This is a genomic window from Bacteroides mediterraneensis, assembly GCF_016900355.1.
In the GTDB taxonomy this organism is placed as follows: domain Bacteria; phylum Bacteroidota; class Bacteroidia; order Bacteroidales; family Bacteroidaceae; genus Phocaeicola.
Genome location: NZ_JACJKA010000012.1, coordinates 70,026 through 91,477 on the forward strand (window position 1 = coordinate 70,026; position 21,452 = coordinate 91,477).

At 46.8% G+C, this 21,452-nt stretch carries 23 protein-coding genes and 2 pseudogenes; 15 read left to right on the forward strand and 10 right to left on the reverse strand.

What is annotated here, in order from left to right; all coding sequences use genetic code 11:
• Nucleotides 1-480: 480 nt before the first annotated feature.
• The 3 genes from H6A28_RS08090 to H6A28_RS08100 are packed head-to-tail and all read left to right on the forward strand — an operon-like array spanning nt 481 to nt 2,231.
• On the forward strand, nt 481-1,116 hold the full coding sequence (locus H6A28_RS08090; protein ID WP_204479742.1) for a S24 family peptidase: 636 nt from the start codon (nt 481-483) through the stop codon (nt 1,114-1,116).
• A 2-nt stretch (nt 1,117-1,118) separates the two neighbouring features.
• On the forward strand, nt 1,119-1,703 hold the full coding sequence (locus H6A28_RS08095; protein ID WP_204433436.1) for a hypothetical protein: 585 nt from the start codon (nt 1,119-1,121) through the stop codon (nt 1,701-1,703).
• A 39-nt stretch (nt 1,704-1,742) separates the two neighbouring features.
• Nucleotides 1,743-2,231, forward strand: coding sequence for a hypothetical protein (locus H6A28_RS08100; RefSeq protein ID WP_204433438.1), 489 nt, complete (start codon nt 1,743-1,745; stop codon nt 2,229-2,231).
• Nucleotides 2,232-2,454: 223 nt separating this feature from the next.
• On the opposite strand, the pseudogene H6A28_RS08105 reads toward H6A28_RS08100, so the two are convergent.
• The 6 genes and pseudogenes from H6A28_RS08105 to H6A28_RS08130 all read right to left on the reverse strand — a co-directional run bounded on the left by H6A28_RS08105 (nt 2,455) and on the right by H6A28_RS08130 (nt 5,339).
• Nucleotides 2,455-3,407: pseudogene (locus H6A28_RS08105) on the reverse strand (ISAon1 family transposase).
• A 25-nt stretch (nt 3,408-3,432) separates the two neighbouring features.
• Nucleotides 3,433-3,774 carry an ISAon1 family transposase N-terminal region protein gene (locus H6A28_RS08110; RefSeq protein ID WP_204475291.1) on the reverse strand — a complete coding sequence of 114 codons (342 nt, stop codon included), beginning with the start codon at nt 3,772-3,774 and terminating at the stop codon, nt 3,433-3,435.
• Between the two features lie 132 nt (nt 3,775-3,906).
• Nucleotides 3,907-4,104 carry a hypothetical protein gene (locus tag H6A28_RS08115; RefSeq protein ID WP_239465309.1) on the reverse strand — a complete coding sequence of 66 codons (198 nt, stop codon included), beginning with the start codon at nt 4,102-4,104 and terminating at the stop codon, nt 3,907-3,909.
• A 128-nt stretch (nt 4,105-4,232) separates the two neighbouring features.
• Nucleotides 4,233-4,638: pseudogene (locus H6A28_RS15360) on the reverse strand (antitoxin HicB).
• 1 nt (nt 4,639) lies between these two features.
• The gene (locus tag H6A28_RS08125) at nt 4,640-5,005 is read right to left on the reverse strand and encodes a helix-turn-helix domain-containing protein (protein WP_022353186.1); all 366 of its coding nucleotides are present in this window, start codon (nt 5,003-5,005) and stop codon (nt 4,640-4,642) included.
• Between the two features lie 37 nt (nt 5,006-5,042).
• Nucleotides 5,043-5,339 carry a type II toxin-antitoxin system HigB family toxin gene (locus tag H6A28_RS08130; RefSeq protein ID WP_204475292.1) on the reverse strand — a complete coding sequence of 99 codons (297 nt, stop codon included), beginning with the start codon at nt 5,337-5,339 and terminating at the stop codon, nt 5,043-5,045.
• A 374-nt stretch (nt 5,340-5,713) separates the two neighbouring features.
• Between H6A28_RS08130 and H6A28_RS08135 the strand changes: the two genes are divergently transcribed.
• From H6A28_RS08135 to H6A28_RS08145, 3 genes are all read left to right on the forward strand, one after another.
• Nucleotides 5,714-5,911 (forward strand): hypothetical protein, encoded by a 198-nt coding sequence (locus tag H6A28_RS08135; protein WP_204479743.1) that lies wholly within the window; start codon nt 5,714-5,716, stop codon nt 5,909-5,911.
• Nucleotides 5,912-6,062: 151 nt separating this feature from the next.
• Nucleotides 6,063-6,437, forward strand: coding sequence for a BlaI/MecI/CopY family transcriptional regulator (locus H6A28_RS08140; RefSeq protein ID WP_204479745.1), 375 nt, complete (start codon nt 6,063-6,065; stop codon nt 6,435-6,437).
• 13 nt (nt 6,438-6,450) lie between these two features.
• Complete coding sequence (locus H6A28_RS08145) at nt 6,451-8,109, forward strand: M56 family metallopeptidase (protein WP_204479747.1); 1,659 nt, start codon at nt 6,451-6,453, stop codon at nt 8,107-8,109.
• A 166-nt stretch (nt 8,110-8,275) separates the two neighbouring features.
• Here the strand turns inward: H6A28_RS08145 and H6A28_RS08150 are convergent, their stop codons facing one another.
• Together H6A28_RS08150 and H6A28_RS08155 are read right to left on the reverse strand one after the other, a co-directional pair.
• A complete protein-coding gene (locus tag H6A28_RS08150; protein WP_204479749.1) occupies nt 8,276-9,769 on the reverse strand; it encodes a UxaA family hydrolase in 1,494 nt (497 codons plus the stop codon).
• 20 nt (nt 9,770-9,789) lie between these two features.
• Nucleotides 9,790-10,866, reverse strand: coding sequence for a LacI family DNA-binding transcriptional regulator (locus H6A28_RS08155; RefSeq protein WP_204479750.1), 1,077 nt, complete (start codon nt 10,864-10,866; stop codon nt 9,790-9,792).
• A gap of 221 nt (nt 10,867-11,087) precedes the next feature.
• On the opposite strand from H6A28_RS08155, the gene H6A28_RS08160 reads away from it, so the two are divergent.
• From H6A28_RS08160 to H6A28_RS08175, 4 genes are all read left to right on the forward strand, one after another.
• Nucleotides 11,088-12,110, forward strand: coding sequence for a sugar kinase (locus H6A28_RS08160; RefSeq protein WP_204475301.1), 1,023 nt, complete (start codon nt 11,088-11,090; stop codon nt 12,108-12,110).
• Nucleotides 12,111-12,140: 30 nt separating this feature from the next.
• The gene (locus tag H6A28_RS08165; RefSeq protein WP_204475303.1) at nt 12,141-12,809 is read left to right on the forward strand and encodes a bifunctional 4-hydroxy-2-oxoglutarate aldolase/2-dehydro-3-deoxy-phosphogluconate aldolase; all 669 of its coding nucleotides are present in this window, start codon (nt 12,141-12,143) and stop codon (nt 12,807-12,809) included.
• Nucleotides 12,810-12,990: 181 nt separating this feature from the next.
• On the forward strand, nt 12,991-14,085 hold the full coding sequence (locus H6A28_RS08170; RefSeq protein ID WP_204479752.1) for a Nif3-like dinuclear metal center hexameric protein: 1,095 nt from the start codon (nt 12,991-12,993) through the stop codon (nt 14,083-14,085).
• Between the two features lie 6 nt (nt 14,086-14,091).
• The gene (locus H6A28_RS08175; protein ID WP_204475311.1) at nt 14,092-14,883 is read left to right on the forward strand and encodes a zinc ribbon domain-containing protein; all 792 of its coding nucleotides are present in this window, start codon (nt 14,092-14,094) and stop codon (nt 14,881-14,883) included.
• A 66-nt stretch (nt 14,884-14,949) separates the two neighbouring features.
• On the opposite strand, the gene H6A28_RS08180 is transcribed toward H6A28_RS08175, so the two are convergent.
• Nucleotides 14,950-15,399, reverse strand: coding sequence for a type I restriction enzyme HsdR N-terminal domain-containing protein (locus tag H6A28_RS08180; protein WP_204475313.1), 450 nt, complete (start codon nt 15,397-15,399; stop codon nt 14,950-14,952).
• A 206-nt stretch (nt 15,400-15,605) separates the two neighbouring features.
• Between H6A28_RS08180 and H6A28_RS08185 the strand changes: the two genes are divergently transcribed.
• From H6A28_RS08185 to H6A28_RS08205, 5 genes are all read left to right on the forward strand, one after another.
• Complete coding sequence (locus tag H6A28_RS08185; RefSeq protein ID WP_204475315.1) at nt 15,606-16,382, forward strand: AMP nucleosidase; 777 nt, start codon at nt 15,606-15,608, stop codon at nt 16,380-16,382.
• 15 nt (nt 16,383-16,397) lie between these two features.
• Nucleotides 16,398-17,414, forward strand: coding sequence for a DNA polymerase III subunit delta (gene holA, locus H6A28_RS08190; protein ID WP_204475317.1), 1,017 nt, complete (start codon nt 16,398-16,400; stop codon nt 17,412-17,414).
• A gap of 710 nt (nt 17,415-18,124) precedes the next feature.
• The gene (locus H6A28_RS08195) at nt 18,125-18,574 is read left to right on the forward strand and encodes a helix-turn-helix domain-containing protein (protein ID WP_204479754.1); all 450 of its coding nucleotides are present in this window, start codon (nt 18,125-18,127) and stop codon (nt 18,572-18,574) included.
• Nucleotides 18,575-18,668: 94 nt separating this feature from the next.
• A complete protein-coding gene (locus tag H6A28_RS08200; protein WP_204475321.1) occupies nt 18,669-19,445 on the forward strand; it encodes a dihydroorotate dehydrogenase electron transfer subunit in 777 nt (258 codons plus the stop codon).
• Nucleotides 19,433-20,344: a dihydroorotate dehydrogenase gene (locus tag H6A28_RS08205; RefSeq protein WP_148329833.1), complete on the forward strand. Its 912-nt coding sequence runs from the start codon at nt 19,433-19,435 to the stop codon at nt 20,342-20,344. Before H6A28_RS08200 ends, H6A28_RS08205 begins: the two co-directional genes overlap by 13 nt.
• A 367-nt stretch (nt 20,345-20,711) precedes the next feature.
• Here the strand turns inward: H6A28_RS08205 and trmD are convergent, their stop codons facing one another.
• Nucleotides 20,712-21,392: a tRNA (guanosine(37)-N1)-methyltransferase TrmD gene (trmD, locus tag H6A28_RS08210; protein ID WP_022353701.1), complete on the reverse strand. Its 681-nt coding sequence runs from the start codon at nt 21,390-21,392 to the stop codon at nt 20,712-20,714.
• Between the last annotated feature and the right edge of the window lie 60 nt (nt 21,393-21,452).

A 21,452-nucleotide genomic window follows, 5' to 3' on the forward strand; every position in this document is an offset into this window, starting at 1 on the left:
CCTTTCTCACCGACTGGCTCCCCGGCTGCGGACATGTAGCAACTGTGCTACATCGTAGGGGAGGTCAATCAAAATTGTATCATTCGTTACCATACCAAAAAATCAAAAGCCCGAATTCAGATAAGCATCCTATTGTGGCTGTTTGACGCTTTCTCCGAATCCAGGCTTTTTTACCTAATTCATAACCTAAAGTCCTTTCTTTCATCCGCCATAACAGCCACGAAATAGCAGATTTTCATGCATTTATTTTGGTGATAAAAAGGAAGTTACTATATTTGCTGTTGATGATTGAATTGAAGGTTACGGCAAATACCGCAACCACCTTTTTTACACCTGTAACCGAACCCCTTTCGATTACGGATACAAAGGTTGCTGAAATAAATCACTAAAACAAAGAATTTGCTGATTTATTTCAGCATATAAACTTTTATTAACCTTTGTGCGGCTTTGTATGGGGAATATTTACTGAAAACATTCACTATGACTACAAAAGATAGACTAAAGGAATTCTTATCTGTAAAGGGTATTGGTAGAAATAGATATGAAACTCAAATAGGAGTTTCAAGAGGATATTTATCTACCAAATCAGATGTTATATCATCTGAAGTTATTGAAAAGACTGCAGATTTTTTCCAAGATTTAAATTTGGACTGGCTAATAACTGGTAAAGGTGAGATGCTGAAGTCTGTTAATGTAAATAGAATGAATGATTCTACACATGAAATTTTAAAAACAAAGCCACGTATCCCATACACAGCTGCTGCCGGGTCCATTACAAATGCGTTGGATGGCGTAAAAGAATATGACTGCGAACAAATTCCGGTTATACAATCATTCCCAAAATACGATTTTACCATTGTAGTAAGAGGTGATAGTATGCAGCCCAACATACTTGGAGGAGATGAAGTGGCATGCAAGAAGATTGACGAAAAATCATTCATTCAATGGGGTAAAGTGCATGTACTGGATACGGCTCAAGGTATTATCGTAAAAAGAATCTATGAGGATGGTGACAAGATAAAATGCGTGTCTTACAATCCGGAGTACCCTCCATTCTCTATAGACAAGAAAGATATATACTCGTATAATTTGGTAGTCGGACTTTTAAGAATATAATTATGAGAATATTAAGTACATTTTTTTTGTTATTATTCTTTCTTAAGGCATACTCGCAGTCTATAGTTGTCAATAAAGTGAATCAAGACGGATCTCGTATTGTATCTACAGATGAATATGTGATAAAAACAGGATTTACAGACAGGACTCCCTTTTTATATTCAATCAAGGCCTATATTTCTCCAGATAAAGAAATTACATATTATTTAGGATTGAGAATAAATAGCATGTATAACATCACTATACCTCAAAATGGGATTATCTTATTTAAAACAAAATCTGGAAAAGTAATTGAAAGTAAACAGCAACTCGATGATTATAAAACAGAAGATGTTATTGGCACTTATTTTCCAATCATTGGTATGACAATACATTCTTCTCATGGCGTTTATCCGATATCCTATGAAGATTTATTAGATTTAGCTACAGAAGGGGCAGTAAAGGTGAGAGTAGAAACGAATACAGAAAATTTAGATGCTAATTATTCAGAGAAAAAGACTAATACATTTTCAGAAGAATTATCTTCCAGACTTTCATTAGTGAATAAGATATCAACCCAGAAGAATGATATAAGGGAGGGATTTTAATTTACAATCTATTGCACTTATGCTTTAATATTGAAAGTCATGAAAATCTCGACATTTATAATTATTAGTATAAGCCTTGTTCTGCTATTTATATACCCAGCAGTTGGTCTCTCAGTCATAGCAATAAGTGGCTTCATTTATATAGCCATTCATTTATTTAAAAGAAAAAATTCTGACACAATTCTAAATGATTGCGCTGATATACGATTACCGTATCCAGGTCCATCTTATTCATATTATGAAATGGTCGGAATGAGATTTCGAGATTTAGATAGCAGTGATTACGGTATTCACAATAATGCTTTAGCCATTGCAGAGAATAATAATCCATACGATTCGTGTGCTGTTGGTATATACAGAACAGATAAAGGATTTTTTAAGTTAGTAGGATATATCCCATCAGATATGAATAAGGAACTGCACAAATGCATTAACAGTATTTATGGTGGAAGAACATTAGCTACTTATAAGATTTGGAAAAGAGGTGATAAAATATATGGAATAGCATATATTAAAGATAATGGATAAAAAATTAAATTCCGCTGTGCTATACTCGTACGCTATACCTGAACTTTGAAATAGGGTATAATAGGCTGACATACAGAGATGTCGGTGAGTCCCGCTTGCCGCTCCTCAGTGTTTAAAGGCTAATATTCTGATAATTAAGGATGTTAGCCTTTACTTTTCTAAGTAAGTTTCTCCGATTTATAGATTAAATGGGATCAACGTAAAAATCTGAGGGATTCGTAGATTAAGCATAAATTTTAGCCAGCCTGAACAAAAAGAAAGCCTTGTCCTTTACTCCCCTGAACTGTGAACGGAAGCTCTTTATTTTTGCATTGAAGGATTCAGATGCAGCGTTTGTGGAACGCTTCTCAAAGAAGTTAATGATTTCCAGATAATGTGTCTGTATGGATCTTGCCACTCTTCCAAAGGCAAGGAATCCCGATCTGTCCACCTCGTCATACCATCTGGCAAATCTTGTCAATGCAGTATCCTTATGCTTGCACTGGTGATATATCAGTCCGAGTCTCATTGAAAGATAGTATGCTTTCTTTATATCGGGATATTCTCTGAAGAGGATTTCGGCACGCGCACGCTGTGACTCGGTCCATAAGGACTCTTTCTTATAGAGAAGATAGATGCTTCTTGCCAGCAGCTGCTTCCTTGAATCCCCGTTCTCGAATACCGGAGCATGATAGATTTTCCCGCATGCCCTGGCATGTGCCATCTGTATGGATTCCTCATCCAGGGCTTCCCAGCGGGCCTTCACTCTCATTTCCTGGACGCCTCATAAGCCAGCTTCTGCACGTGGAAACGGTCCGTCACACGGCGTGCGGCAGGGAAGCAGATACGTGCCGTCTGCTCCATGTTCGGAGCCATGTCGAGGGTTATCTCCCTGACCTGGAAGCGTCTGCGTCTGGAAAGCTTCAGCAGGACGGAAGTGACAGTCCGGACATCGGTGCCCTTTATGATTGCAATGACACTTCCTGAACGTCCTTTTCTCTCCTTGTTTATTAGAATGGTATAGAGCTCACCTTGTGAAAGGCTGACCTCATCAATACCCACATACGGACCGATGTTCTTCTCGAAAAGTATCCATTCTTCCGCATGGGATAGCTGATTCCAGTTCATGTAACCACTCAGATGGTTGCGGTACTGACGCCCAAGAAGCTCACCGTCCACGCCGAAGAGAAACCCCAGGAGCTTGCAGCTTACCGGAAGAGTATCAATATAGTTCTTTTAAAAAAGACGCAAATTCATGCGTCATACGGCTGCCTTCTGCAACCAGTTTCCAGTTGCGGCTTACATAGTGTCCATCCTCCTTCACAATCCATCTGCGACGGCGGATGTTTAGAAAAAGTTTCTTGCCGCGGACCGGGAAATCCTGAACCACTACCGGATCATAAAATCCCCTGCTTTCTACTCTCATGTTTGAGTATTCACCGGGAACTTCGTTCTTCTCCTCCAGGTAAATCACTATTTCCGTACTGCTTTCCTTTACATCTGAGATAAGAAAGTAATCCAATGTTCCTTCAGGAAGAAGGAGGCGATAACCGTTTGTTTCCATAACTGCTGATGATTCGTTGCTCGCAAAGATACGATTTTATACGGTTTACTCCTCAGATTTTTACGTTGAGCCATTAAATGGTTATTCCTGTACTTGCAGCAAATGCAACCACCCGGATATGAAAATTGGATGTCATACATCATCTGCCTTGCAACCTTCGAGATAGCTATCAATCCCTTCTTCAAAATCCTTTCGAAGTTCGTCGAGGGTGATCCCTTCATAAAGAATCAAGGCTTTTTTATCCATTCCTTGCACCTTACCGCAAAGACAATTATCCTCTTTACTATATTCTACAGAACCCTTGTAACCTTTGTATTCCAAATAATCCATAAGCTTTTACATTAAACTGTTATTCCTTCAATGTTGGGTAAGTCGCTTTCGTCATCCACGCTTTCAATCTCATCTAAGCATTTTTCATCTTCTATAGGCGATAATTCTCCCTTCCTTTTCATCATTCATCACAACAAATCTATAGCTACAAGTTCCTCTGCGTCAGCACGTCAATACTTTTCTGAACCTTCTCCAACTGCTGTTCGAAAGGTTTATAGACTCCAGCCGCAATACCACAACTGGCGCTCATTGATTCCGGTTATCCGGCTCAAAACTACCTTGGTGAAGATACTGCTGTAATAGTTAATGAAGGTAGCCGCCATCTATCTTGAACTTCAAGATAAACTCTCCCTGTAATATTTCCACTGGAGCAATGTGCATATCCTTGCATGACTCCAAGTAAAGCTTAACAGCTTCCTTCATATTCTTCTCGATTTCTTTTACATCGTTACCAACAGTCATTACCGGAGCACCTTCAATATAGGCACTAAGATTATTTCCAGCATTTTCAACTATTACTTCAACAGCTTTCATATCAAACACCCAGCACTATATTAGCATCAATATTCAGTTTTTGACTAATTTCACGGGCAACCTTCAAAGTCGGTTCACATTTACCAGACATATAATCACTCAAACGTGAAGGACTGACACCTATCAATTTAGCCAAGGCTTTTTGGTTAAGCCCCATTTCATACATACGGAGCTTGAGAACATCCACAAGTGAGGGTTCTCCCAGTGCAAAATGTTCTTCTGAATAGTCGGCAACAAGGTTAGAAAGTAATTCCAACTCTATGCTATTAGGATCATCGAGAGGGGTTTCATCTGTAACCAGTGGAAGTAATTCCTCAACCCTTTTTACAGCCCAGTCGTATTGAGCTTTTGTTTCTATTTTTGTCATAGCTCTTGGTTAATCGGTAACCGCCGATTCGGTTTAATTATAAAACTGAGCAATCAGCTATTTTATCATATTCAACATGAGTGCCAATGAAACGAATATAAACGAATTTTATAGTGAATTTTATAACCACAATCAACCTGTAATTATTCCCTTTAATATTAAATACATAATGTTGGTTCCCTACATTATCCACACTATTAAAGGTCTTTTTTACATCAGCAAAGCAAGTCCATTCGCTTTTCTTGACTATAGTAGTCCATTCTTGTAAAGCTACCTTTGCATCAGGATGCGTTTCTGCATATTCCTTTATAGCTTGTTCTGTAAATATTCTCATTAGGTTTACTCAATTATCATATTGCAAAACTAAGAAAAAAAATTCTATTCTTCAAAATTAAATTCCATTATCTATAACCGTAAAAATAGCGATACCTTGAAAGATACCGCTATTCAATTAGTCAATATTTTAGTTAGTTGATTTTATATAAATCCCGTAATTTTTCTGACTTGATTATTCTATTCTTCAGATTTACTACCGGTTCTTTTAAGAGAAGAAAGCTGTCTCTGTTTAACGTGCAGCGTCAATGTCGTGGTTATTTCTTTAAGGTTATCTTATTTCAGAAGCTGCTTACCTTTCATAGAAAACTGAACCGCTCAGCACAAACTATCCCCCTTTTTTCGTAACTTCGCAAAAACCTAAACCAAACTCTTATGAAAGCAAAGTTACTGATTGCCCTGTTCGGTCTGCTGCTCAGCCTGGGCACTACTTCGTGCGTAGTTCATCGCCATACTCCTAAACCTCCTCACAAGAAAGAAGCTCCCCACCGTCATGCCAAGAAGAAACACGGCAAGAAACCGGCCAAGTTCAAAGGTCCGGGACACCGTAAACCGCTTCCTCCACAAGCCTGAAAAACAGAAATTCCCCCCATCGGACCAGCCCTCAGCGGAGGCGTCCGAAGGGGAAAGAAAAGAAATAACTATTCTTTTTAGTTATTTAACTATGAAAATTAGTTTATAAACTAAAAGTTTTAGTTATTTGCGGTAACCAAATGAAACGGATATGAAAACTCTTACCGCCAAAGAAGAAGAAATCATGGGATTTTTCTGGGAGAAAGGCCCCATGTTCGTCAAGCAGCTGGTGGAACTCTACGATGAACCCCGGCCGCATTTCAATACCCTGTCCACCATTGTGCGGGGACTGGAAGAGAAGGGTTACCTATCGCACACGGCCTTCGGCAACACTTACCAGTATTATGCCACCGTGAGTCGCGACGACTTCAGCCGCCGCACGCTGCGCGGAGTTATCAGCAAATACTTCAATAACTCTTATTTAGGCGCCGTCTCCTCGCTGGTGAAGGAAGAAGACATCTCGCTGAAGGAACTCAAGGAGCTCATCCGTCAAGTGGAAGAGGGAGAGCAGGAAAAACCACAGTAACACTTCTCGGCTTATGGGAACCTTTTTAGTCTACATACTCAAATCGGCCGTCTGCCTGGCGGTGTTCTACTTGTTCTATCGCCTGCAGCTCAGCAAGGAGACTTTCCACCGCTTCAACCGGATAGCCTTGCTGGGAGTGATGGTGCTCTCGTGCCTGCTGCCGCTGATACAGATTACGGTCAAGGAGGCTTCTCCGGTAAACATGCAAGTGATGTCGATGGAGGACTTGTTGCTGATGTACCAGTGGAACAATGGGGCGACGATAGTAGAAGAGGGGAGCCACACGCTCCGCTGGCAGGAAATGCTGGTACTGGTCTACTTTGCGGGACTGCTGTTCGTCATGGTTCGTCACCTTTGGTCGTTGGGACGCATGCTCTTCCTCATTCGCCACAGCCGATGCGAGAAGCTGGATCACGGCGTCCGGCTGGTAGTACATCAGCGCGACATCGCGCCCTTTAGCTGGATGCGCTACATCGTGATTTCAGAAACCGACCTGAAGGAAGGAGGACACTACATCCTGGTGCATGAACAGGCCCACATCCGTCTTCGCCATTCATGGGATTTGCTGCTGACCGAGCTCTGTGCCTGGGTACAATGGTTCAATCCGGCTATCTGGCTGCTCAAACAGGAGCTGCAAAACATCCACGAATACGAGGCCGACGAGGAAGTGCTCCGTCAGGGCATCCAAGCGAAAGAATATCAAATGTTATTAATAAAAAAAGCCGTTGGCGCAAGGCTCTACTCTATTGCCAACAGCTTTAATCACAGTTCACTTAAAAAACGTATCACTATGATGATTCGAAAAAAATCCAATCCGTGGGCACGTGCCAAGTACCTCTATGTACTTCCGTTGGCAGCCGTTACCGTAGCTGCCTTTGCCCGTCCCGAAATCTCCCAACCGCTGGACGAGATTTCAAGTGTCAAAGTTAATGATTTATCGGCAGTTCTGGAAACGTATGCCGATAAAAATGTGTCGAACCCTGCCGAAAAGGAACTTCAGCTGAAGAAAGACAGCTCAGCCCAGAAAGTTGTGATGTCCGCCGCATCGGACAACCGGATTTTTGACGTGGTGGAACAAATGCCGGAATTTCCGGGCGGCATGCGTGCTGGTCTGGAGTTTATGGCACGCAATCTTAAGTATCCCACCAAAGCACAGGAAGCAGGTAAGCAAGGACGAGTTATCGTACAGTTCATCGTGCAGAAGGACGGTTCGCTGAGTGATTTACACGTACTCCACCCGGTCGACCCGTGGCTGGATGCGGAAGCCATCCGGGTGATTGGCAGCATGCCGAAATGGAAACCGGGCATGCAGGACGGTCAGGCAGTTGCCGTGAAATTCAACCTTCCGGTTACTTTCGCACTGGAGGGTCCCAAGAACAAGCCGCAGGCAGGGAAGGACGACGTAGTGGTAGTGGCTTATGGTACGGATTCGGATGCTCCGGCCGATGTGCCGACCATCCGGATGCATCAGAACGGCAAGGACGGTCTGGAAAAAGAGGGAGCATCGCCACTGGTGCTGATAGACGAAACAGAGGTCTCCACTGAAACGATGAACAAACTCGACCCGCAGCAGATTGAGTCCATTACCGTATTAAAAGATGCGTCGGCCACGGCCAAATACGGCGAAAAAGGGAAAAATGGTGTGATTCTCATCACCACCAAAAAGAAGTAAAAAAACGCACTTGCGCTTTAAGAAAAACACAAGTGCGTTTAAAGGAAAACGCCTTTGCGTTTGAAGTAAAACGTAAGGGCGTTTCAAACCAAACGCAAGGACGTTTTATCACAAACGTACTTGCGTTTTTTTATGGGTTTCAGCGAATTTTACAAACATCTGTTTATCAAAGCGTTACTCCATTCTTAAAAATGGCGATTTCGCGATAGTTCTTCTTCTCGTTGTTCACAAACTCCCCGCTGGCCACCCGAATCACATAGTCGGTGAAACGACGGCAGGTAGTCTCCATCGGTTCGTTTTCTACAATGACACCCGCATTGAAATCAATCCATCCGGGTTTCTGTGCCGCCAGATGAGAGTTGGTGGAAATCTTCATCGTAGGCACGAAGGTACCAAAGGGGGTACCGCGCCCAGTAGTAAACAGCACGATGTGGCAGCCAGAAGCGGCAAGAGCCGTAGCGGCCACCAGGTCATTGCCCGGAGCCGAAAGCAGGTTGAGTCCCTTGGTCTGCAAGCGGTTTCCGTAGGCCATCACGCCCGACACGTAACTCTTGCCGCACTTCTGCGTGCAACCCAGGGCTTTCTCTTCGAGCGTGGAAATTCCGCCCGCCTTGTTGCCCGGCGAAGGATTCTCGCCCACAGGCTCCCCGTGGGAAAGGAAATATTCCTTGAAGTCGTTAATCAGGCTGACCGTCTGCTGAAAGAGTTCCGGCGTGCGGCAACGATTCATCAGGATGGTTTCCGCCCCGAACATTTCAGGCACTTCCGTCAGCACCGAGGTACCTCCCTGCGCAATCAGGTAGTCGGAGAACCTGCCCAGTAGGGGATTGGCCGTAATGCCGGAGAAGCCGTCAGAGCCGCCGCATTTCAATCCCACACGCAGCTCGGAGAGAGGCACATCCGTACGCTCGTCCTGACAGCACTTGGCATACAGTTCACGCAGGATGCGCATGCCTTCCTCGTATTCATCGTCCACCTTTTGCGCCACCAGGAAACGGATGCGGTCTTCGTCGTACGGACCGATGAATTCCTGGAACACGTCGGGCTGGTTGTTCTCGCATCCCAAACCCACTACCAGCACGGCTCCGGCATTGGGATGCAGCACCATGTCGCGCAGAATCTTCTTTGTGTTCTCGTGGTCTTCGCCCAACTGCGAACAACCGTAGTTGTGAGGAAAAGCCACGATGGCATCCACTCCCTTGCCGCCGTCCGTCTCACGGCGGAGTCCTTCGGCCAGCTGGTTGACGATGCCGTTCACACAGCCCACGGTGGGGATAATCCAAATCTCGTTACGTACTCCCACATCCCCGTTGCGGCGACGGTAGCCCTTGAATGTGCGATGCTCCACGGCGATGTCTGTATGTACTTCCACCGGTGTATAGGTATAATCCAGCAGCCCCGCCAAGTTGGTCTTGATATCCTTTTCGCTTACCCAAGTACCTTCGGGCACGTCCTTCATCACGCGACCGATAGGGTAGCCGTATTTAATGACATTTTCTCCGGCACGGAAATCCTTCAGTGTCACCTTGTGTCCGGCGGGCACGTCCGTGCGCAGCGTAATAGTCCGCCCGTCTGCCTCGATGGTCTCTCCCGCACGAAGGGGAGCGATGGCCACCGCCACATTGTCGGCCGGATTGATTCGCAAGTAAGTTGTTTTCATATAATTATAGTATGATCAGGTTATTCGTTGACGTGTGTATCAAAATAAAAGTCGAGATTCTCCGTTGTAATCAAGTTAATGGGCATGTAGTTACAATCTTTCACCTTCTTGCGTAGTATCAAGTAGTTGCACAAGCTTTCAATACTGTTGTACCCCTGCATTGTAGGCTGCTGGGCGATGATGAAGTCAATGCTTCCCGCCTTCAGGCAAGCCACGTTGCGGCGGAGCAAATCGTATCCCATCAGGTGGAAATCCTTACGCCCATGGCGCTGCATATATTCCCCAATGATATACGCTTTCGAGTTGAAAGTAATACCACACTTCACGTCGGGATGAGCGGCAAAGAACTCATCGAGCCGCGACGCATCTTCACCTGGCTGCTTGGCATAGAGGTTAAGTTCCCACATCTTCAGCTCCGGACAATGCTCTTTCATATACTCGTAGAATCCTTCCTCCCGGTGGAACTGCTGGTTAGACCCTAAATGTCCTTCGTTAATCTGTCGGAAGATGACAATTTCGGTTTGTCCCTGCGCCAATAAGCGCAACATGCGGGCCGCGAAGTAACCGCTTCGCTGGGCATGCTGTCCGTAAAAGGCCAGCGGAGAAAGGCGAGGAATGTTGGAATCAATAAACACATAGGGAATACCTGCCTCCTGCAAACGGACGACAAAACGCTCGGTTTCAGTTTCGATGGCAGGCGAGAGGATGACTCCGTCGGGCTGCTCGTCAAGAATGCGCATCCCTGCTTCGGCAAAAGCACCCGCTTCATACTGGTCGTAATAGAAAGCTGACAATGACACATTGAAGTCAGAAAAACGAATTACAGCCTGCTGCATGCCGTGTTCCACATCTGTCCAGTAATCTCCCTCATGATGGGAGGGGAGCAGAGAAACAAACCTATATTTCTTGTTTGAAGCCAGTGCACTGGCATACATGTTGGGCTGATAATTCAGCTTCTGTAATATTTCTTCCACCTTGACACGGCTGGAAGCAGACACTCCGCTCCGCGAATGAAGCACACGGTCCACTGTTCCTACCGATACCCCAGCCATCCGAGCGATATCTTTGATTCGGATTCTATCTTGCTGTTTTTCCATGCTTTCACCTTGATTATATATTAAAAAACTCGTCGTGCAGTAAAATACCACTTTTTTCGATACAAATATATAACTTATTTTGGTTTTTAAAAAATAAACCGTACCTTTGTGTGCGCACACAAAGAGGATATTTTCAAAAATGGCAGGTGCCAGCTATCCCTTCTGCGAGGCAAACGAAAAACTACATTATTAACCATATAAGTATAAAATATTATCTAGCCATGGGAAAAATTGTGACTTTAGGCGAAATCATGCTGAGATTGTCTACACCGGGCAATACTCGCTTTGTTCAATCTGACAGCTTCGACGTAGTTTACGGCGGCGGTGAAGCCAACGTAGCAGTGAGCTGTGCCAACTACGGCCATGAGGCATATTTCGTAACCAAGCTGCCGAAACACGAAATCGGGCAGTCGGCTGTAAATGCCTTGCGCAGATACGGCGTGAAAACAGACTATATCACCCGCGGCGGCGACCGTGTAGGTATCTACTACCTGGAAACAGGTGCTTCCATGCGCCCCAGCAAAGTGATTTACGACCGTGCTCACTCAGCTATCGCTGAAGCAGATCCCTGCGACTTCGACTTCGATACCATCATGGAAGGAGCCGACTGGTTCCATTGGTCAGGCATCACTCCGGCCATCTCAGATAAGGCTGCCGAACTGACTCGTTTGGCTTGTGAAGCAGCAAAACGTCACGGAGTAACGGTTTCTGTTGACTTGAACTTCCGCAAGAAATTGTGGACAAAGGAAAAGGCACAGTCCATCATGCGCCCGCTGATGAAATATGTCGATGTTTGCATCGGCAACGAAGAAGATGCTGAACTCTGCCTGGGCTTCAAGCCGGATGCTGACGTAACAGGCGGAAAAACTGATGCAGAAGGCTACAAAGGCATCTTTACGGCCATGGCCAAAGAATTCGGCTTCAAGTACGTGGTTTCTACTTTGCGTGAGTCTTACTCGGCTACTCACAACGGCTGGAAGGCCATGATTTACAACGGCAAGGAATTCTATGTATCCAAGCACTACGACATCGACCCGATTATCGACCGTGTGGGTGGAGGTGACTCTTTCTCAGGTGGTATCATCCACGGCTTGCTGACGAAACCGACTCAGGGTGAGGCGCTGGAATTCGCCGTAGCTGCTTCAGCCTTGAAGCACACTATCAACGGCGACTTCAACATGGTTTCGGTCGAGGAAGTAGAAGCTTTGGCAGGCGGTGACGCCAGCGGACGTGTACAACGATAATTTTACACACAGCCAATAAACCTTAAAGAAATGGCTAAATTCGATAAAATTGCGGTGTTGGACAAGATCGGTTCAACCGGCATGGTGCCTGTGTTTTATCACAAGGACGTAGAAATTGCAAAGAAAGTAGTAAAGGCCTGCTATGACGGCGGTGTTCGTGCATTTGAATTTACCAACCGTGGCGACTTTGCACACGAAGTATTTGCCGAAGTAATGAAATTCGCACTCAAGGAATGTCCGGAAATGGCTCTGGGAGTGGGCTCAGTAGTAGATCCGGCTACGGCAGCCCTTTACATCCAGCTGGGTGCCAACTTTGTGGTAGGTCCGCTTTTCAACCCTGAAGTGGCCAAGGTCTGCAACCGACGCCTGATTCCTTACACGCCGGGATGCGGCAGCGTATCTGAAGTAGGCTTCGCTCAGGAACTGGGATGTGACCTCTGCAAGATTTTCCCGGGCGACGTGCTGGGCCCGAAACTGGTAAAAGGAATGCTGGCTCCGATGCCGTGGTCTAAGTTGATGGTGACCGGCGGGGTAGAACCGACTCAGGAGAATCTGACTGCTTGGATTAAGGCCGGCGTATTCTGCGTGGGCATGGGTTCCAAACTCTTCCCGAAAGACAAGGTAGCCGCTGAAGACTGGGCATACGTGACCGACAAGTGCAAGGAAGCACTGGGTTATATTGCCGAAGCTCGCAAATAAGACAAGATTCATTTTGTTTAAAGGTGTATAAGTGAAAAGCCTCGCAACGCACACTAAGGCATTGCGAGGCTTTTTCATACCCACACGCAATAGAATATTCATGAAAAAATACAAAAACGATGCTCGCTGCATGGATATGTGGACAGAAAATCCTATCTTTGCGTGAAATTTTTCGCGAAATATGAAAATTAAGGAAATTGTAAATGCCCTTGAGATATTCGCGCCTCTGCCTTTACAGGACGGATTCGACAATGCCGGACTGCAAATCGGATTGACAGACGCGGAAGCTACAGGGGCTTTGTTGTGTCTGGACGTTACGGAAGCCGTGGTAGACGAAGCCATCACGCTGGGGTACAACCTGATTGTGTCCCACCATCCGCTCATCTTCAAAGGCTACAAGTCAATTACCGGACGCGACTACGTGGAGCGCTGCATCCTGAAGGCCATCAAAAACGACATCGTGATTTTCTCGATGCACACCAACCTGGACAATGCGCCGCAGGGAGTGAACTTCAAGATTGCCGAAATTATCGGACTGAAAAACCTGCGCATCCTGGAACCGAAAGCAAACCAACTGCTGAAACTGGTTACCTTCGTCCCCGAAGCTCAGGCCGATGAAGTGCGCAACGCCTTGTTCACCGCCGGATGCGGCTGTATCGGCAACTACGACTCTTGCAGCTACAACCTGGAAGGGAAGGGTACTTTCCGCGCACAGCCGGGCACACATCCTTTCTGCGGAGAAATTGGCGAACTGCATACGGAACATGAGGTACGGATTGAAACCGTACTTCCCGCTTACTTACAGGGAAAAGTGCAGAAAGCCCTCATCGAAGCACATCCTTATGAAGAGCCGGCCTACGACTTCTATCCCTTGCAGAACGAATGGGCACAGGCAGGCTCAGGACTCGTGGGAGAACTGGAAGAACCGGAAACGGAGACCGATTTCCTGCGACGCGTAAAAAAACTGTTCGAAGTGGGCTGCGTAAAACATTCTCGCATGACAGGACGCCTCATCCAGAAGGTGGCACTCTGCGGAGGAGCAGGGGCCTTTCTGCTGCCCAAGGCGGTAGGCTCGCATGCCGACGTCTTCCTGACGGGCGAGGTGAAATACCACGACTATTTCAGCTATGAGAACGACATCCTGATAGCGGAGATAGGGCACTACGAAAGCGAACAATATACCAAAGATTTATTATATTCAATCATACGGGAGAAGTTTCCGACACTCGATGTAGAGCTGACGCGTGTCAATACCAATCCCATAAAATACTTGTAGAAAACTATGGCTAAAGAAGCAAAAAAAGATCCGAGTGAATTGAGTGTAGAAGAAAAGCTGAAAGCACTCTACCAGTTGCAAACCATGTTGTCGGAGATTGATAAGATCAAGACACTGAGAGGGGAGCTCCCGCTGGAAGTGCAGGACTTGGAAGACGAAGTGACCGGTCTGAGCACACGTATCGAAAAGATCAAAGGCGAAATTGAAGAGTTGAAGTCGAATGTGGCCAGCAAGAAAATCGAAATCGAAACTGCCAAGACTTCCATCGACAAGTATAAGGCTCAGCAGGACAACGTACGCAACAACCGTGAATACGACGTGCTGACGAAAGAAATCGAATTCCAGAGCCTCGAAGTGGAACTCTGTGAAAAACGTATCAAAGAATACACTGCTTCCATCAAGGACAAAGAAGATGAAATCGTGAAGAGTGAAAATCTGCTCGAGGAAAGAAAGAAAGACCTGGAAGTAAAGAAGAATGAACTGGACGAAATCGTGGCTGAAACCAAGCAGGAAGAAGAAAAGCTGAGAGAAAAAGCCAAGAATCTGGAAGCTACCATCGAACCGCGTCTGCTGCAGGCTTTCAAGCGTATCCGCAAGAACTCACGCAACGGTCTGGGTATCACATACGTACAGCGTGACGCTTGTGGCGGTTGCTTCAACAAAATTCCGCCTCAGAAACAGCTCGATATCCGTATGCGCAAGAAAATTATCGTTTGCGAATATTGCGGACGTATCATGATCGACCCGGAACTGGCGGGTGTAGAACCAGAAAGACATCTGGAAACAAAGACGAAATAAACATCGGAAATCCGGTGACTGGAAGAAGGGATTCCCATCCAAGGGGATTCCTTCTTTTTTTATGTCTTACAGGTCGGTATAGCGAGGAATGTCGGGGAGGAAGTAATAGGTGTTGCGCGCATAGTCAATACGGCAGCAGTAATGGCGAAGTCCGTTGCTCACTATCAGGTAGTCTACCTTCAACACCATGTTGTAACGCGTAATCTGGTCGAAGACCGCCTGTGTAATCTCCACGGAAGGAGCCTTATACTCCACAATCATCTGCGGGGTCAGGTCGCGGCGGTAAAGCACGGTGTCGCAACGTTTCTTCGTTCCGTTCAGATTGATTTGTATTTCATTGGCCAGCAGTCCTTGCGGATAACCCTTCACTTCCAGCAGGAAATGCGTGAAATGCTGGCGCACCCATTCTTCCGGAGTCAAAGCCACATAACGGCGGCGAATCACGTCGAATATCACGTGTTTTCCGTCGCGCTGCTCAATCTTGGCGTCAAAAGCGGGTAAGTTCAATGCATCCATAAGCGTTCTTCTATTACGGGGCAAAGATACGCTATTTTCCCAAAACCACATAAAAGCCGAATTATTTTCCAAAATCTGCCATCATCCGGCACGAGAAAATCTTGATTTCTTTTTCCTGTTTGCATTATTATTGTACATTTGCGTAAATAGAACGTGATTTCACGTTTCAGAGAAAACCTTATAGGCAACACAAATTCTGAAATCCAATGAAAACAAAAGAAGAAATAGTAGCAAACTGGCTGCCGCGCTACACCAAGCGGAAGCTGGAAGACTTCGGTGAATACATCCTGTTGACGAACTTCAACAAATACGTGGAAATCTTCGCTGAACGGTTCAACGTACCCATCCTGGGACGCGACGCCAACATGATTTCGGCCCATGCCGAGGGAATCACCATCATTAACTTCGGGATGGGAAGTCCCAATGCCGCCATCATCATGGACCTGCTGAGTGCCGTGCATCCCAAGGCATGCCTCTTTTTGGGCAAGTGCGGGGGCATCGACAAGAAGAACCAGATAGGCGACCTGATTCTCCCCATTGCCGCCATCCGCGGCGAAGGAACCTCAAACGACTATTACCCGCCCGAAGTACCGGCGCTTCCGGCCTTCATGCTCCAGCGTGCTGTATCGTCGGCCATCCGTGACCACTCGCGCGACTACTGGACAGGTACGGTCTACACCACCAACCGCCGCATTTGGGAGCACGACGAGGAATTCAAGAAGTACCTCGTGAAGACCCGTGCTATGGCGGTGGATATGGAGACGGCCACCTTGTTCACCACCGGATTTGCCAACCACATCCCGACGGGTGCCCTGCTGCTCGTGTCCGACCAGCCCATGATTCCGGAAGGCGTGAAGACCGAACAGAGCGACTCGATGGTGACCAAGAATTTCGTCCATGAGCACGTGGAAATCGGCATCGATGCCCTGCGCATGATCATCGACGAAAAGAAAACCGTGAAACACCTGAAATTCGACTGGTAAACGAGACGAGAGACAATGGCAAAGGAAGTCACATACGAAGAAATTGTACGCAACCTGAAGAACCGGGTCTACGCGCCTGTCTATTTCCTGATGGGCGAAGAGGATTACTACATTGACCGGATTGCCGACTACATCATCGACACCGTACTCAACGAGACGGAAAAGGAATTCAACCTGACCGTAGTGTATGGAGCGGATACTGACGTAGCCAACGTCATCAATGCCGCCAAGCGCTATCCGATGATGTCGGAATACCAGGTAGTGGTAGTTAAGGAGGCACAGAGCCTGAAACGCCTCGACGAGCTGGCCTTCTACCTGCAGAAGCCCCAGAAATCGACCATCCTGGTGGTGTGCTACAAACACGGCAGCATCGACCGCCGGAAGAAACTGGCCGCCGAAATCGAAAAGAACGGCGTGCTCTTCGAATCACGCAAACTCAAGGACAGCCAGCTGCCCGGCTTCATCTCGTCGTACCTGAAACGCCGGAAGGTGGAAATCGAGCCTAAAGCTTCGGAGATGATGGCCGAGTTCGTAGGGGCCGACCTGAACCGCATGGCGGGCGAACTGGAGAAACTCGTCCTCACACTTCCGACCGGCGTACGCAGAATCACGCCGGAACAGATAGAGCGCAACATCGGTATCAGCAAAGATTATAACAACTTCGAGCTGCGGAATGCGCTGGTGGAGAAAGACGTGCTGAAGGCCAACAAAATCATCAAGTATTTCGAGGAGAATCCCAAGAACAACCCGTTGCAGATGACGCTGGCCATCCTGTTCAATTTCTTCTCCAACCTGATGCTGGCCTATTACGCTCCCGAGAAATCCGACCAGGGAGTCGCCGCCCAGCTGGGACTGAAAAGTCCGTGGCAGGCGAAGGATTACATGCTGGCCATGCGACGCTATTCGGGCGTGAAGGTGATGCAGATTATCCATGCCATCCGCGAATGTGACGCCAAGTCAAAAGGCATCGGCAATCCGTCCACGCCCGACGGGGAACTGCTGCGCGACCTGATTTACTTTATCCTGCACTAAATTTTCACTTCGAAGCGGGAAGTTACGATAAGCCCTCAAAAAAGCGGCATACATTCGGAAAATCGCCGGGTGTGTGCCGCTTTTTTTTCGTTTTCACGAGAATTGAAAAATCCGGAACAGAATACAAATGGACGTCAAATTTTGAATTCTCACGAGGTTTCCCTACAAACGGTCAATTACAAGTAGAATTGGAAGAAGAAAAATACAAAAGTAAACCTGCTTTCGTGTAGATTTGTATGGTTTACATTTGTATTTGCTACTTTTCTACACAACAAATGTAAATATACAGAATCTAGTAGGGGAGTGATTACGCTGATACAAAGTGTTTTACAAGAATAAGCAATTACATCTCTAAATGTAAACGAATAAATATAACCTTCACTTTAATCATACATAATTGATTGATTACCAGCTATTATGAAGCAAATTTCCACAAATCAATTCAAGAAAAAGAGGAAATAAGACGAATAAACTTCAATTTCACCCAAATATACACATGTATCAAACTATAAATAGCATTAAACCAGTAATATAATAATATAAGATAAAGTAAATTACAATTGTATTTACACTTGTATAGAAGCGTAATTATACAAATGGAATACATATCTTTACATCTGTAATGATGTAAATTTAGATTTATAAATTTGCATTTCTAAATTTAAAGAATTACTTTTGTAATCAACAAACAAAGCCATTTCCATTTGTATATGAAGGACCGGATTCTAAAAATCATGCAAAAAGAGGGATTGACGAACGCCGAATTCGCCGAGAAGATTGGGATTTCCACCTCGTCACTGTCGCACATCTTCAGCGGGCGAAACAAACCGAGCTTGGAAGTCGTGATGCGCATCCACAAAGCCTGTCCGTATGTCAACATCAACTGGCTGCTCTACGGCGAAGGCGAAATGGAAGAAAGCGCTCCCGCCGTGACAGGCATGGACCTGTTCACCCAACCGCTTGAGAATCCGAAAAACACGTCCGACGAACCGGATTCTCCCGATTTTTGCAAGGAGGACGAGGTTCCCAAGGTGGTTTATCCCCCCAAAGAGATTATCAGAGAGGAAGTTAAGTACATCGAGAAGCCACATCCGAAGATTACCGAAATACGCATTTTCTTCGACAACGGCACCTACGAGGTCTTCAAACCCGAAAAATAACGCCTCGCACGGGAAAAAGCATCCCCCCGGGAGTTAGGCATATAAAAGGTAAATTCGTATCTTTGCGTAACAGAAACGAATTTACCTTTTTTATATGAAGAAATACATCTTAGATTTGACAGTCACCGAGAACCTTCGCCTGCACGCGAACTACGTTCTCATCAAGCTGACGCAAGAGGCTCCCTTGCCCGAAATGCTTCCGGGACAGTTTGCCGAAATCCGGGTGGACGGCTCGCCGACCACTTTCCTGCGTCGCCCCATTTCCATCAACTATGTAGATAGAGATAAAAACGAAGTGTGGTTCCTCGTCCAGCTCGTAGGCGACGGTACCCGTAAACTGGCCACCGTAGAGAAAGGCGACACGGTGAACGTGGTGCTCCCGCTGGGCAACGGATTCACGATACCGGATTCGCCCGACACCAAGGTGCTGCTCGTGGGCGGCGGCGTAGGTACGGCTCCCATGCTCTACCTGGGTGAAGCCCTCTTGAAACGGGGATGCAAGCCGACCTTCCTGCTGGGTGCCCGCTCGCAGAACGACCTGCTCCAGCTGGAAGAGTTCAAAGCCCTCGGCGACGTGTACACCACCACCGAAGACGGCAGCATGGGCGAAAAAGGATACGTCACCATGCACAGCGTATTGAAAGAAAAACGATTCGACCTGATCTGCACCTGCGGCCCGAAACCCATGATGGTGGCAGTGGCCAAGTATGCCAAGGCAGAAGGCATCGAATGTGAAGTGTCACTGGAAAACACCATGGCCTGCGGCGTCGGCGCCTGCCTCTGCTGCGTGGAAAAGACCGACGAGGGACATGTGTGCGTATGTAAAGAAGGTCCGGTATTTAATATAAAGAAATTATTATGGCAGATTTAAGCGTAAACATCGGTAAATTGAACATGTCGAACCCGGTCATGACCGCATCGGGTACATTCGGATATGGACTGGAGTTCCAGGATTTCGTCGACCTGGAGAAAATCGGAGGCATCATCGTGAAGGGTACCACACTTCACCATCGGGAAGGAAACCCTTATCCGCGTATGGCCGAAACGCCCATGGGTATGCTCAATGCCGTGGGACTGCAGAACAAAGGCGTGCATTATTTCGTAGACCACATCTATCCGCAGATTAAGGATATCCGCACGAACATGATCGTAAACGTGTCCGGATCGCAAGTGGAAGACTATGCCGAAACAGCTTCCATCATCAACGAACTGGAAAACATCCCGGCCATCGAGCTAAACATCTCCTGCCCGAACGTGAAGCAGGGAGGTATGGCTTTTGGTGTGACGGCCCACGGAGCAGCCGAAGTGGTGAGCGCCGTGCGCAAGGTCTACAAGAAGACCCTGATTGTCAAACTGTCGCCCAACGTGACCGACATCACTGAGATTGCCCGTGCGGCAGAAGGTGCCGGAGCCGACAGCGTGTCGCTCATCAACACCCTGCTGGGTATGGCCATTGATGCCGAGAAGCGCCGTCCGGTGCTGTCTACCGTAACCGGCGGTATGAGCGGTGCGGCCGTGAAACCCATCGCCCTGCGCATGGTATGGCAGGTAGCTAAGGCTGTGAAGATTCCGGTAGTAGGTCTGGGCGGTATCATGAACTGGAAGGATGCCGTGGAATTCCTGCTGGCCGGTGCCACTGCCATCCAGATTGGTACAGCCAACTTCATCGACCCGGCCATCACCGTAAAAGTGGCTGAAGGCATCAACGACTATCTGGACCGTCACGGATACAGTTCCGTACGCGACATCATCGGAGCATTGGAGGTCTGAAAACCGACTTTTCAGGGCCCGAAAAACAGGCATAAAAAAACGTCCTTGCGTTCGTCACAAAACGCAAGGACGTTTTCTTTTAAACGCAAAGGCGTTTGGATTGAAACGCACTTGCGTTTTAAAATGCCCTCAAATGATTGGATTATCCACGCTATTTTCGTCATATTCTGACGAGAATAATTGGGTTTATTTACTTCAAATACATGATTGACTTTACGACAAAAACAATTAAATTCATCATTGAAAGATAAATCCGACCGCATTCAACCAGAAGCCTCCTTCCACCTATAATATAGAAACTCTTCGGAAATGAAATCACCCGCTGGCATTCCATTTCCGAAAAGGTCCGTCACAAGACAAGTCTCATTTATTTTTCTTCCAGCAAATCCGGACGCAAGCGCTTCGTCCGTTCGAGCGACTGCTGGAACTCCCATTCACGAATCTTCGCTTCATGCCCCGACAGCAAGATGTCGGGTACCTTCCAGCCCTTGTAGTCCGCCGGACGGGTGTACACCGGAGGAGCCAGCAGGTTGTCCTGGAACGAATCGGACAAGGCCGACTGCTCGTCGGAAATCACTCCCGGAATGATGCGGACAATGGAATCGGCAATCACCGCTGCCGCCAGCTCACCGCCCGTCAGCACATAGTCGCCGATGCTGATTTCCTTCGTGATGAAATGCTCGCGGATACGATAGTCGATGCCCTTGAAATGCCCGCACAGGATAATCAGGTTCTGCGACAACGACAGCGTGTTCGCCATCTTCTGGTTGAACTGCTCCCCGTCAGGCGTCGTGAAAATCACCTCGTCGTAATCCCGTTCCGCCTTCAGCGCGGAGATACAACGGTCAATCGGCTCAATCTTCATCACCATGCCCGCACATCCCCCGAACGGATAGTCGTCTACCTTGCGGTAGCGGTCGTACGCATAGTCGCGCAGGTTGTGGATGTGAATCTCGGCAATTCCTTTCTTCTGTGCCCGGCTCATGATGGAGTAATTGAAGAACCCTTCAATCATTTCAGGCAATACGGTTATAATGTCTATTCTCATTTGTCTGCGATTGTTTTTTGCAAAAGTACGAATATTTTTGCTACTTTTGCATGAAAACAT